Origin of the sequence: Mesorhizobium sp. B2-3-15 (genome assembly GCF_006442875.1) — a bacterium.
Lineage (GTDB): Bacteria > Pseudomonadota > Alphaproteobacteria > Rhizobiales > Rhizobiaceae > Mesorhizobium > Mesorhizobium australicum.
Genome location: NZ_VFVO01000003.1, coordinates 300,499 through 312,558 on the forward strand (window position 1 = coordinate 300,499; position 12,060 = coordinate 312,558).

A 12,060-nucleotide genomic window follows, 5' to 3' on the forward strand; every position below is an offset into this window, starting at 1 on the left:
CGAGCCAATGGAGAAGGAATCGAACCTTCGACAATCAGATTATGAGTCTGATGCTCTACCAACTGAGCTATCCGTGGTGCAGACGACGGGACTCGAACCCACAACCTCCGGATTACGTCCGGCGCTCTCCCAATTGAGCTACATCCGCGATCCCAATCCCCAAAGCGGCGCCGTATACAGGGCGGCAAAGCCGTCTGCACGGGCGGAGACGAAAGCTCCAACCGGTGTGCTCGCTTCGGTTTTCGTGACCGGGAGCGCGCCTATAGCCCCTGCGACGGGTTGTCGCAAGCGACATTGTCGTGTCGAATTCGCGGCTTCTTTCGGCGGTGGCATTTCGGCAACACTCATTGCCGCGCCCGCGTTCGGGAGCAGTGGTTCTCAGAAGGTGACGCGGCCGAGTACGCGCAAGCCGTCGCCTTGCGGCTCGACCACCACTGCTTCGCCTTCGCGCGGCGACACGCCGGTCAGCGCCACGATGTTTTCGAGATGGGTGACCAGGACCAGATTGTCGGAGCCGGAATAGGCGCGGATTTCCTTCATGATGGCGGCGATCTGCGCTGCTTTCTGCGCATCGTCACCCTTCAGGAGATCGAGCGGTGCGAACAGCTCCGGCTCGGCTTCGAAGGCGGTGCGCGCGGTGTCGAGGCAGCGGCAATAGCGGCTGGACAAAATGCGCTCGATGGGAGCCGCGCGGGCGGCAAACAGGGCGCCGATCTTGCTTGCCTGCTGCTTGCCGCGCGCCGACAGATTGACCTGGGTGGCGCAATTGCCGATGTCGAAATTGGCCGGGTCGGTGGTGCCGGTGACCATGGCGTGGCGCAGCAGCACGACATGGCCGCCATCGCGCAGCAGCGCCCAGCCGGCGTCCGTCGCGTGCGCGGCGGCGGGGACGACAAGCAGGAACAACGCCAAGGCTAACCGGATCATCGCCACCCTTCCATGCTCCCGTGTCGGGCTCCAACCATTCGCATATAAGGATTGGAAAGCAGGCACAAAGACAAGCCGGGCGTCAGCCGCGTCTCACGCCTCACTTTTGGCGAGCTGCTGCTTCACCAGATCGATCCCGAGCGGAACTCGGTACCTTTCATCGCCGCGAGATGATGCGGCAGAGCCGCCGCGTAGGGCTGTTTTCACCAGCGGCGCCATACATCGCCGAACGGTCGGTTCCGCGGCGAAGCCGATCACAATGCCGAGGCTCGCATCGGCCTTTGCGCGTTGCCGAGGGTCTTGGCGCCGCGCACCGGTTCCAGCCCGCCAGCTCCGATCGGCTCGGCCGAGGCGGTTTGGCGCGCGCCGCACCATGGCATCGGCAGGAAACGGATTGGTGCGGCAGGCATCGAGCAGCATGATCGGGTGCGATTGCGCAGCGACCGTGGCTCGCCTATCCCTGAAAAATGTCTCCGCTTACCGAAACAGTCCTGTTCGTCTTCAGTCTTGTCGCGCTCGGCTATCTCGCCGGGCTGACGGGCTATTTGAGACCGGCGAGCGGCGAGGGGATATCCGACTTTGCCGTCAGCGTGGCCATGCCGCTGCTTCTCTTCCAGACCATGGTGACGGCGGATTTCCATGGCGTGGCGCCCTGGCCGCTGTGGGGTGCTTATTTCACGGCGGCGGCGATCACCTGGGCCGCCGGCCATCTCGTCATCACGCGGATATTCGGGCGGGATGCCCGCGCCGGCGTTGTCGGAGGCGTCTCGTCGGCCTTCTCCAACATCGTGCTGCTCGGCGCCCCCTTCATCCTCGGCATATTCGGCCCGAGCGGCTTCGAAGTGCTGTCGCTGCTGGTTTGCGTGCACCTGCCGATCATGATGATGGCCTCTATCGTGCTGTTCGAAGTGTTCGGCCGCGGCAGTGGCGAGCATGTGCATCCGCTGCGGGTCCTGCACAGTTTCCTCAAGCGGCTGTTCATCAACCCTTTGATCATCGGCATTCTGCTGGGTCTCGCATGGCGGCTCGGCGGCGTGCCGTTGCCGGCTCTTGTGATGCGGCTGGTCGAGGCCATGGCAAACACCGCCGGGCCGGTGGCGCTGTTTGCCATGGGGCTCAGCCTGCGCCGCTTCGGAATATCGGGCAATGTGCGGCCGGCGCTGGCGCTTTCGGCGCTCAAACTGTTCCTGATGCCGGCACTGGTTCTTGCCTTCGTCTGGCTGCTCGGCCTGCCGCCCCTGACCGCCAAGGTGGCGGTCGTGGTGGCGGCGCTGCCCTCCGGCATCAATTCCTATCTCATCGCGGTGCAGTTCAACACCGGCCAGGCGCTGGCATCGAACCAGATGACCATCGCCACGGCCTGCGCGGCGATCACCACCGCTTTCTGGCTGACGGTTGTCCTGCATGTTTTCGGGTAAGGTTGGCGACGCCGTACGCCAACGCGCTCTCGTCTTGTGCTGGTCCAACCCCTATATGCCATCTTGCGATTGCTTGCGGGGCTTTCCCTAGGTTAAGAGCAATGGCTCCAGCGCGCGGCCCTGCCTGCGCTTTACCGAAGACATCCAGATAGCGGCCCGTGAGCGCCGAACGGAGGCTAGACCATGCTTCAGAAAACCAGCCATTTCATGCGGCAGGCCAATCTCATCAACGGCGAATGGGTGCAGGCCGACAGCGGCCAGACGGTCGACGTGAACAATCCGGCTACAGGCCTCAAGATCGGCACCGTACCGAAGTCGGGCAAGGCAGAAACTCGCCGCGCCATCGAGGCCGCCGATGAGGCTTTCAAAACCTGGCGCAAGACGACCGCGCTCGAGCGCTCGAAGCTGCTGCGCAAGCTTCATGACGCGATGATGGACAATCAGGACGTGCTGGCCGAACTGCTCACCATCGAGCAGGGCAAGTCGCTGTTCGAATCCAAGGGCGAGATCGGTTCGGCTGCCGCCTACATCCTGTGGTTCGCCGAAGAAGGCCGCCGCACTTATGGCGATGTCGTGCCCTCGCCATGGGCGGACCGCCGCATCCTGGTGACGAAAGAACCAGTCGGTGTCATCGCCGCCATCACGCCGTGGAATTTCCCCTCCTCGATGCTGGCCCGCAAGCTCGGTCCCGCACTTGCCGCGGGCTGCACCGCTGTCGTCAAGCCGGCCTCGCAGACGCCGTATTCCGGCCTTGCCTGGGGGGCGCTTGCCGAGGAAGTCGGCTTTCCCAAGGGCGTCGTCAACATCCTGACCGGCGCCGCCGGCGAGATCGGCGACGAGATTTGCGCCAATCCGCTGGTCAAGAAGATCACCTTCACCGGCTCGACCGAAGTCGGCAAGATCCTGATCCAGAAATCGTCGGTGACCGTCAAGAAGGTATCGATGGAACTCGGCGGCAACGCGCCGTTCATCGTTTTCGACGACGCCGATATCGAGCGTGCGGTGGCCGGCGCGATCACCGCCAAATATCGCAATTCCGGCCAGACCTGCGTCTGCACCAACCGCTTCCTGGTCCAGGCTGGCGTCTATGACAAGTTCGTCGAGAAACTCGCCGCGGCCAGCAACGGGCTGAAGGTTGGTTCCGGCCTGGAAGAGGGCGTCCAGCAGGGGCCGCTAATCGACGAGAAGGCGGTCGAGAAGGTCGAGGAGCTGATCGCCGACGCCACGGCCAAGGGCGGCAAGGTCGTCGCCGGGGGCAAGCGCCACGCGCTCGGCGGTTCGTTCTTCCAGCCGACGGTCATCGCCAACGCGACGCCGAAAATGCGCTTCATGAAGGAAGAGATTTTTGGGCCGGTCGCACCCGTGTTCAAGTTCGAGACCGAGGAAGAGGCCGTGGCGCTCGCCAACGACACGGAGTTCGGCCTTGCCTGCTACTTCTACACCGGCGATCTCGGCCGCGCCTTCCGGGTCATGGAAGGCCTGAAATACGGCATGGTTGGGGTCAATGAAGGGCTGATCACCACACCTGAAGCACCGTTCGGCGGCGTCAAGGAATCCGGACTTGGCAAGGAAGGCGGACATCAGGGCATCGAGGATTACCTCGATACCAAATATGTGTGCATCGGCGGCCTCGGCCTCTGATAGGCTAGTCCTCGAGGCAGGTTCGTAAACCTGCCTCGAGGCTGAAGAACCAGCCGAAGTCCTTTGGATCCACTGACGTTTGCGGGCATGATGATGAAGGACGGCGAGGTTTTCGGCACGACGCAGGCAGGCGAACCGGTCCGCCGCTTCACGATCAGGGGCGGCGGCCTCACCGCCAACATCATCGGGCTCGGCGCTATCGTCCAGGACCTGCGCCTGGCCGGGCATGACGCGCCGCTGGTTCTCGGCTACAGCACTCTGGAAGCGTATGAGACCGATACTGGCTTCTTCGGGGCGGTTGTTGGGCGCTACGCCAACCGCATCGGCGACGCTCGTTTCACAATTGGCGGCAACCGCTATCAGACCGAGCGCAATTTCCTGGACAAGCATACGCTGCATGGCGGCTCGCAAGGCTATTCCCACCGGCCATGGACGGTTTCGCTGCACGGCAGGGACTTCGTCACGCTGACGCTGCATGATCCCGATGGCGCGATGGGCTTTCCCGGAGCGCTCGACGTTACCTGCACCTACCGGCTGAAAATTCCCGGCACGCTCAGCGTCGAACTGACGGCGACCTGCGAGGAGCCGACGCCGTGCAATCTCACCCAGCATTCCTATTTTAACCTCGACGATGGCGGTGCCGGCGACATTCTCGACCATAGGATGATGCTGAACGCCGGCGCCTATCTGCCTGTCGACGGCGACATGATCCCGACCGGCGTGGTCAAGCCGGTCGACGGCACGCCCTTCGATTTTCGCCAGGCGCGGCCGCTGCGCATGGAGACCGAGGGCGAACAGTTACCCTACGACCAGAATTTCTGCCTGGCCGCGGCGCGCGGTCCGCTCAAGCAGGCAGCTTGGGTGCAAGGGGCGAGTTCCGGCATCGAGATGGAAGTCTGGACCACCGAGCCCGGCGTCCAGCTTTATACCGGGCAATATGTGACGCCACGCACCGGCCTGGAAGGGCGGGGTTACAAGGCCTTCAGCGGCTTCTGTCTGGAGCCGCAGATATGGCCCGACGCGCCGAACCGGCCGTATTTCCCGCAGGCGACGCTATGGCCTGGCGCGATCTACCACCACGTGACGGAATATCGGTTCCGGCAGGGCTGACTTTTTCAGGACTGGCCGAACGCCGCCCGTAGCGTCTCGAGCGGCGCCAATGCGCCGCGGACCTGCACGACGGCGGCGGCGACGCGGTGCGCACGCTGGACAGCGTCCGCCGGGGCAATCCCGCCAAGCCGTGCGGCGAGATAGCCGCCGTTGAAGGAATCGCCGGCACCGGTCGTGTCCACGGGCGCAGGCACGTGGATTGCGGCGACCTCCCGCAGCGCTCCACCCTTGCCAATCAACGCCGGTGCCTCGCCGTTCTTGACCACGACCTCCTTGACCAATTGCCCGAGGCGCTCGGCGGTCGCCTGCGGTGTGTCATCGCCGAACAGCATCTGCTCGTCCGGGAACGTCGGCAGCGCGATGTCGGTAACCGCAAGCGCCCGGGCAATCGCTGCTTGCGCGTCCTCGCGGTTACGCCAGAGCCGCGGCCGATAGTTGGGATCGAAGGCAATCAGCGAGCCCGCCGCGCGCGCCTTTGCCACTGCGGCCAGCAGCGTCTGGCGCGCGGCCTCATCGAGAATTGCCAAAGTGATTCCGGAGAAGTACACAAGCGCCTGATTTTCCAGGTTTTTCGCCAGTGCCGCCGGGTCCGAGGCGAGCTGCCTGGCGGCGGCGTCGCCGCGCCAGTAGGTGAAGGAGCGCTCGGCGCCGGTCAGCGTGATGGCATAGAGGCCGGGGCGCGCGCCCGGTATGACCGGACTGGAGCCGATGCCGATGCCGTTTTCGGCTAAGAAGTCGATCTGGCCCTGCGAGAAAGGGTCGTCGCCGAAGGCCGAGACATAGGTTGCCGGCCGGTCAGCGCTTAGGGCATGCAGCGCCCACAGCGTGTTGAACGTGTCGCCGGCAAAGCCCATGCGCCAGTTCGGCCCGGTCTGGCCCGACAGTTCCAGCATGCATTCGCCGATCGAGGCGACGCCGTTTCCCACCATCTGCAATCCTCCAGTGCTTTCGGTGCTGTAGCTTTTTGCCGAACGCAGCGCCATGCTTGGCAAGCAGGCTTTTTTCCGCCACAGCGTTTTCCCACAGGCTGGCGGGATGCGATCCACCCGGCAGGACGTTATCTGCGAAAGAGGAACCGGTTTGGCATCGTTATGGCGTTATCTCCTGGCAGGTCTTGGTCTGGCTGCTTTGCTGGTCGGCGTTCTCGCGGCCGTTTATCTGACCGCGCCGCATTCGGCACAGCCCGCCGGCCCGGATGTCTCGCGGACGAAAAAAACCGACAACGGGTTGTACGTAGCGAGTTTCGTGCCGGAACGGGGCGTCGTGCGGCAGGGCGAACTGGAATCCTGGCTTCTGACGCTGAAGACAAAGACGGGGGCCTCGGTGGAGCGAGCCGCGATTGCCATCTCCGGTGGCATGCCGCAACACAATCACGGTCTGCCGACCAGCCCGCAGGCGACCGACTATCTAGGCGAGGGACGCTACCGCATCGAAGGGGTGAAATTCACCATGAGCGGCTGGTGGCAACTGCGTTTCGCCATATCGTCCGGCGCGGGCTCCGACACTGTGCTGTTCAACGTGGTGCTGTGAGCGGTCGATGAGGCGCTTTTTCTGCTTTTTGGCACTGACGGTGGCAGCCATCCTTGCCGGTTGCGGCAAGCCGGATTTTTCCGATGCCGAGAAGAAGACGATTGCATCGCTCGCGCTGAATACGCTGCCGGCGCTGAAGCCTGATACCACCAACCGCTTCGCCGATGAGCCGGCCGCGGCGGCGCTCGGCTCGACGCTGTTCTTCGACGTCGGGATGAGCCGCGACGGTACGGTGTCCTGCTCGACCTGCCACAAGATCGACCGGCAGTTCCAGGACGACCTGCCGCAGGCGGTCGGAGTCGGCCACACCAACCGGCGCACCATGCCGCTGGCCGGCGTGGCGCGCGACCCCTGGTTCTTCTGGGATGGACGGCGCGACAGCCTGTGGGCGCAGGCGCTGACACCGCTCGAAAACCCGTTGGAACAGGCGGGAAACCGTGCTGCCTACGCGCATTACATGAAGGCGCGTTTCGGCGAACGCTATGAGCGCATCTTCGGGCCATTGCCTGATTTGTCCAGCATTCCGCCAAATGCCAGCCCGCTTGGAAGCGATGCCGAAAAAACCGCCTGGAACGCGATGAGCGATGCGCAGCGCGACGCAATCAACGGCGTCTATGCCAATATCGGCAAGGCGATCGCCGCTTTCGAACGCTCGATCGAGCCGGCACCGACACGCTTCGACCGCTTTGCGCTGGACCTTGCGACAGGCGCCGAGCCGAAAGGCGATGCCGTCTTTTCCACGGAGGAAATCCTTGGGTTGAAACTGTTCGTCGGCAAGGCCAATTGCGTGAGCTGCCACAACGGCCCGCGCTTCAGCGACAACGGTTTTCACAACACGGGTGTACCGCCTGCTGCCGGCCTGCCGGCGGATCGTGGGCGCGTCGATGCGGTGGCCCAGGTCGAGGCCGACCCGTTCAACTGCTTCGGAGCCTATCGCGATGGCGAGGCCAGTGCCTGCGGCGAGCTGCGCTTCATGGTCAAGGATGCGCCGGAACTTGTGCGCGCCTACAAGACGCCGTCGCTGCGCGGTGCGGCGACGCGGCCGCCTTACATGCACGCCGGGCAGTTTTCATCGCTCGACGAGGTCGTCGCTCACTATGCCAAGGCTGCGCCAAGCGTCGAGGGCAGTTCTGAAATTCACCCGCTGGAGCTCTCGGACCGCGAGCGCGCCGCACTGGTGGCGTTCCTGAAGACACTATCGGAATAGGTTACCTGTCCTTGACCGTCTCCATCGCCACGAAGGTCGAGGTCTGGGCGACGTGGGGCAGGGCGGAGATGCGCTCACCGAGCACGCGGCGATAGGCGGCGATGTCCTTCGTGCGGACCTTAAGGAGATAGTCGAAGCTCGACGCCATCATGTGGCACTGCTCGATTTCCGGCACGGCTTGTACGGAGCGGTTGAAGGCATCGAGCGCGGCGGATCGGGTGTCCGATAATTTCACCTGCACGAAGGCGACATGGCCTTCGCCCATGCGTTCGCGGTCGATGATCGCCTGGTATCCCCTGATATAGCCGTCCTTCTCCAGCCGCTTCACCCGCGCCTGCACCGGTGTCTTCGACAGGCCGACCTTGACCGCCAGTTCCGACATGGAAAGCCGGCCATTGCCGGCCAGTGCCGACAGGATGTTCCTGTCGATGCGGTCCAATTGATCTTCTGTCATCGAAACTGCAGCCCGAATGAGCAATTTTTCGGAAACATGATAGATCAATTGAGCTGCCCTGTCGATTTTTTCAGACCGCCTGAAATCTGGCACTTGTGCTAGCTTGCGCCATTCGGTCCGGTGACCGCCGGCCCGTTCCCTTGTGCTTGCTCATAGGACCGCCATGCCGCTCGACGCCATCCGCCAGCAGATCCGCGCTAATTATTTGCCCGACGAAGACGCAGCGGTTAAGCGATTAGCCGAGGCGGCCGGGCTTTCGGCCGGAGACCGTAAGGCGATCTCGGCGCGTGCGGCCGACCTGGTGCGGGCGGTGCGCGGTTCGTCCGATCCCCGGCTGATGGAAGTCTTCCTCTCGGCCTACGGCCTCTCCACCAAGGAAGGCGTGGCGCTGATGTGCCTGGCCGAGGCGCTGCTGCGCGTACCCGACACAGAGACGATGGACGATCTCATCGCCGATAAGATCGCGCCGCACGACTGGTCGGCGCATTCGGGCGGTTCGAGTTCGATCTTCGTCAACGCCTCGACCTGGGCGCTGATGCTAACCGGCCGCGTGCTCGATGAAGGTGAGGGCGGTATCGAAGGCACGCTGCGTTCGATGGTGCGCCGGCTGGGCGAACCGGTCATCCGCAAGGCAGTGGCCGCCGCCATGCGCGAGATGGGCGAGCAGTTCGTGCTTGGCCGCACGATCGCGGAAGCCGTCAAGCGCGGCCGGCCAATGACGCAGAAGGGTTACCTCTACTCCTTCGACATGCTGGGCGAGGCGGCCCGCACCGAGGCGGACGCGCTGCGCTATCACAAGGCCTATGCCGACGCCATTTCCTCGCTCGATGCTGGCTCGAACGGGCCAGATATCCGCCAGAACCATGGCATCTCCGTCAAGCTTTCGGCACTGCATCCACGCTACGAAGAAGCGCAAAAGGAAGAGATGCTGCCTGTGATGGCCGAGCGGCTGTTGTCGCTGGCCCTGGCCGCACGGCATTCGCGGATGGGGCTCAACATCGACGCCGAGGAGGCGGATCGTCTCGACCTGTCGCTCGACGTGATCGAGCGGGTGCTGGCCGAGCCGGAACTCGCCGGCTGGAACGGCTTTGGCGTCGTCGTGCAGGCCTATGGTCCGCGCGCGGCTTTCACCATCGATTGGCTCTATGCCCTGGCCAACAAGCATAATCGCAACATCATGGTCCGGCTGGTCAAGGGTGCCTATTGGGACACGGAGATCAAGCGGGCGCAGACACTCGGGCTTGCCGGTTATCCCGTGTTCACGCGCAAGGCCAACACCGACGTCTCCTACATGGCTTGCGCGAAAAAGCTGCTTGGCATGACCGACCGCATCTATCCGCAGTTCGCCACCCATAACGCGCACACCGTCGCCGCCATCCTGTCGATGGCTGACAGTCGCGACACCTTCGAATTCCAGCGCCTGCATGGCATGGGCGAGGCTTTGCACGAAACGGTGCGCAAGGCCGAAGGCACGCGTTGCCGTATCTATGCGCCGGTCGGCGCGCATTCGGACCTGCTGGCCTATCTGGTCCGCCGGCTCCTGGAAAACGGCGCCAACTCCTCCTTCGTGCACCAATTGACCGACGAGGAGGTCGAGCCGGAGGATATCGCACGCGATCCGCTGGAAACGGTTGAAAGCCAGGGTCCCGCCGCCAATCCGGCGATTGCCCGGCCTTCCCAGATCTTTGGGATCGGGCGCCGCAACTCGAAGGGATTCGACATCACCGACACGGTGACGCTGGCGGCGATCGAGCAGGCCAGAGCGGCATTTGCGGGTCCCGATCGCTGGCACGCCAAGCCGATCACGCGCGCCGCCGGCTACGGCAAGCAGCGCCCGATCCTCAATCCGGCAAAGCCTTCCGAGGTGGTCGGCACGGTTCACGAGGCCGCCGCCAAGCAGGTCGCAACCGCCGTGCGCATCGCTGTCGAGGCGCAGCCGGCGTGGGCAAAACGCCCGGTCGCCGAGCGTGCCGCTATCCTCAACCGTGCCGCCGATCTTTACGAGGCCAATGCCGTCGAGTTCTTCGCGCTCGCCACGCGCGAGGCCGGCAAATCGCTGGCCGACGGCGTCGCCGAAGTGCGCGAGGCGGTCGACTTCCTGCGCTATTACGCCACCGAGGCGGCGAACGCCGAAACGGGCACGCAAGCGCGCGGCGCCATCGCCTGCATCTCGCCGTGGAATTTCCCGCTCGCCATCTTCACCGGCCAGATCGCGGCAGCACTTGTCACTGGCAATTCAGTGATCGCCAAGCCAGCCGAGCAGACCCCGCTGATCGCCTTCCGCGCCGTCGAGATGCTGCGCGAGGCCGGCGTGCCGGAAGACGTCATCCAACTCCTGCCCGGGGACGGCCCGTCGGTCGGTGGTCCGCTGACAGCGGACCCGCGTATTGCCGGCGTCTGCTTCACCGGCTCGACCGAGGTCGCCAAGCTGATCGAAAAGCAATTGGCCGAGACCGCGGCGCCGGACGCCATGCTGATCGCCGAGACCGGCGGCCTCAATGCCATGATCGTCGATTCCACGGCACTTCCCGAGCAGGCGGTGCGTGACATCCTCGCGTCGGCCTTCCAGAGTGCCGGCCAGCGCTGCTCGGCGTTGCGCGTGCTCTATGTCCAGAAAGACGTCGAGAAGAAGATGCTGGAGATGCTGAAAGGCGCCATGGAGGCGCTCAACGTCGGGGATCCCTGGCGGATTTCGACCGATGTCGGTCCGGTGATCGACGATGACGCGCAAAGTTCGATCCGCGATTATTGCACGACGATGGGCCTGCAGGGCCGGCTGATCGCTAAACTTGAGGCGCCCAAGGATGGCCGCTTCGTCGCGCCGCATGTCTTCCGGGTCAAGGGCATCGAGGAGATGGAGCGCGAAGTGTTCGGTCCGGTGCTGCACGTCGCGACCTTCGACGCCGACCAGATCGACAGCGTCATCGCCGCCATCAACCGCAAGGGCTACGGCCTGACCTTCGGCCTGCACACCCGTATCGAGGGCCGGGTGCAGCATTTCGTCGACGGCATCCATGCCGGCAACATCTATGTCAACCGCAACCAGATCGGCGCTGTCGTCGGTTCGCAGCCATTTGGCGGCGAGGGCCTGTCCGGCACCGGGCCAAAGGCCGGCGGGCCGCACTATCTCAGGCGTTTCCGCAAAGGGCCTGAAGCGGGCACGGAAGTCGGCGAAGGCCATAAGGTGACGGCGACCGAACTGGCCGACAATCTGCCCGATCCCGCTCTCGGCGGCTGGTCGACGCGGCCGGACCGGGTCGCCATCCTCAGGAAGCATCTTCGCGGCAAGGGCGCGGCCGCGATCGGAGCCGCCGCCAGCATTGATTTCGGCCAGGTCGATCTGCCCGGGCCGACCGGCGAGGCCAACACGCTATCGCTGTCGCCGCGCGGCCGGGTGCTGTGCTTGGGGCCGGACGGCGACACGCTGCTGGCGCAGACCATCCAGGCGCTCGCCGCCGGCAATGCGGTGCTGGCTGTTGCACCGGGCGCACCGGCGGCGCTCTCGGCATTGACCGGCAAAGGCCTGCCGCTGGCGGCCATCGACGGCCGCCCCGATCCTGTCGAGGCGCGCTCGCTGCGGGTCGATGTGGTTGCTTTTTCAGGCACGCCCGAGGCGGCGCGCATCGTGCGCAAGGTCATCGCCGAGCGCAGCGGGCCGATCGTCCCGCTGGTCAGCGAGGTGCTTTATCCGGCGGCTTATGCGCATGAGCGGGCGGTCTGCGTCGACACGACCGCCGCGGGTGGCAATGCCAGCCTCTTGGCCGCCGCATAGG

The 12,060-nt window shown here is 64.5% G+C and carries 10 protein-coding genes and 2 tRNA genes; 6 read left to right on the plus strand and 6 right to left on the minus strand.

What is annotated here, in order from left to right:
- Positions 1-8 precede the first annotated feature (8 nt).
- The 4 genes from FJ954_RS08610 to FJ954_RS08625 form a co-directional block, all read right to left on the minus strand.
- Positions 9-73 (minus strand) — tRNA-Met (locus FJ954_RS08610).
- Between the two features lies 1 nt (position 74).
- Positions 75-148: transfer RNA gene (locus FJ954_RS08615), tRNA-Tyr, on the minus strand.
- Positions 149-378: 230 nt separating this feature from the next.
- Complete coding sequence (locus tag FJ954_RS08620) at positions 379-927, minus strand: histidine phosphatase family protein (RefSeq protein WP_015317470.1); 549 nt, start codon at positions 925-927, stop codon at positions 379-381.
- Between the two features lie 93 nt (positions 928-1,020).
- Positions 1,021-1,347 (minus strand): hypothetical protein, encoded by a 327-nt coding sequence (locus tag FJ954_RS08625; protein WP_246681032.1) that lies wholly within the window; start codon positions 1,345-1,347, stop codon positions 1,021-1,023.
- Positions 1,348-1,394: 47 nt separating this feature from the next.
- On the opposite strand from FJ954_RS08625, the gene FJ954_RS08630 reads away from it, so the two are divergent.
- From FJ954_RS08630 to FJ954_RS08640, 3 genes are all read left to right on the plus strand, one after another.
- Positions 1,395-2,345 carry an AEC family transporter gene (locus FJ954_RS08630; RefSeq protein ID WP_140661078.1) on the plus strand — a complete coding sequence of 317 codons (951 nt, stop codon included), beginning with the start codon at positions 1,395-1,397 and terminating at the stop codon, positions 2,343-2,345.
- Between the two features lie 183 nt (positions 2,346-2,528).
- The gene (locus FJ954_RS08635) at positions 2,529-3,986 is read left to right on the plus strand and encodes an NAD-dependent succinate-semialdehyde dehydrogenase (RefSeq protein ID WP_140661079.1); all 1,458 of its coding nucleotides are present in this window, start codon (positions 2,529-2,531) and stop codon (positions 3,984-3,986) included.
- Positions 3,987-4,073: 87 nt separating this feature from the next.
- A complete protein-coding gene (locus FJ954_RS08640; RefSeq protein ID WP_140661080.1) occupies positions 4,074-5,096 on the plus strand; it encodes an aldose epimerase family protein in 1,023 nt (340 codons plus the stop codon).
- 5 nt (positions 5,097-5,101) lie between these two features.
- Here the strand turns inward: FJ954_RS08640 and FJ954_RS08645 are convergent, their stop codons facing one another.
- Positions 5,102-6,025, minus strand: coding sequence for a sugar kinase (locus FJ954_RS08645; RefSeq protein ID WP_140661081.1), 924 nt, complete (start codon positions 6,023-6,025; stop codon positions 5,102-5,104).
- Between the two features lie 151 nt (positions 6,026-6,176).
- Here FJ954_RS08645 and FJ954_RS08650 point away from each other — a divergent pair, with 151 nt between their 5' ends.
- Both FJ954_RS08650 and FJ954_RS08655 read left to right on the plus strand, forming a co-directional pair.
- On the plus strand, positions 6,177-6,626 hold the full coding sequence (locus FJ954_RS08650; protein ID WP_041163818.1) for a FixH family protein: 450 nt from the start codon (positions 6,177-6,179) through the stop codon (positions 6,624-6,626).
- 7 nt (positions 6,627-6,633) lie between these two features.
- Positions 6,634-7,833 (plus strand): cytochrome c peroxidase, encoded by a 1,200-nt coding sequence (locus tag FJ954_RS08655; protein WP_140661082.1) that lies wholly within the window; start codon positions 6,634-6,636, stop codon positions 7,831-7,833.
- A 1-nt stretch (position 7,834) separates the two neighbouring features.
- On the opposite strand, the gene FJ954_RS08660 is transcribed toward FJ954_RS08655, so the two are convergent.
- Entirely contained in the window at positions 7,835-8,287 is a 453-nt protein-coding gene (locus tag FJ954_RS08660) for an Lrp/AsnC ligand binding domain-containing protein (RefSeq protein ID WP_015317477.1), read from the minus strand.
- Positions 8,288-8,450: 163 nt separating this feature from the next.
- Here FJ954_RS08660 and putA point away from each other — a divergent pair, with 163 nt between their 5' ends.
- Positions 8,451-12,059: a bifunctional proline dehydrogenase/L-glutamate gamma-semialdehyde dehydrogenase PutA gene (gene putA, locus FJ954_RS08665; RefSeq protein ID WP_140661083.1), complete on the plus strand. Its 3,609-nt coding sequence runs from the start codon at positions 8,451-8,453 to the stop codon at positions 12,057-12,059.
- Position 12,060: the final 1 nt, after the last annotated feature.

Bases quoted from the DNA above. Each gene is read 5' to 3' on its own strand.
- FJ954_RS08655 (WP_140661082.1), top strand. From the start codon at position 6,634: ATGAGGCGCTTTTTCTGCTTTTTGGCACTGACGGTGGCAGCCATCCTT.
- FJ954_RS08645 (WP_140661081.1), bottom strand. From the start codon at position 6,025: ATGGTGGGAAACGGCGTCGCCTCGATCGGCGAATGCATGCTGGAACTG.
- putA (WP_140661083.1), top strand. From the start codon at position 8,451: ATGCCGCTCGACGCCATCCGCCAGCAGATCCGCGCTAATTATTTGCCC.
- FJ954_RS08625 (WP_246681032.1), bottom strand. From the start codon at position 1,347: ATGCTGCTCGATGCCTGCCGCACCAATCCGTTTCCTGCCGATGCCATG.
- FJ954_RS08660 (WP_015317477.1), bottom strand. From the start codon at position 8,287: ATGACAGAAGATCAATTGGACCGCATCGACAGGAACATCCTGTCGGCA.
- FJ954_RS08630 (WP_140661078.1), top strand. From the start codon at position 1,395: ATGTCTCCGCTTACCGAAACAGTCCTGTTCGTCTTCAGTCTTGTCGCG.
- FJ954_RS08640 (WP_140661080.1), top strand. From the start codon at position 4,074: ATGATGATGAAGGACGGCGAGGTTTTCGGCACGACGCAGGCAGGCGAA.
- FJ954_RS08635 (WP_140661079.1), top strand. From the start codon at position 2,529: ATGCTTCAGAAAACCAGCCATTTCATGCGGCAGGCCAATCTCATCAAC.
- FJ954_RS08620 (WP_015317470.1), bottom strand. From the start codon at position 927: ATGATCCGGTTAGCCTTGGCGTTGTTCCTGCTTGTCGTCCCCGCCGCC.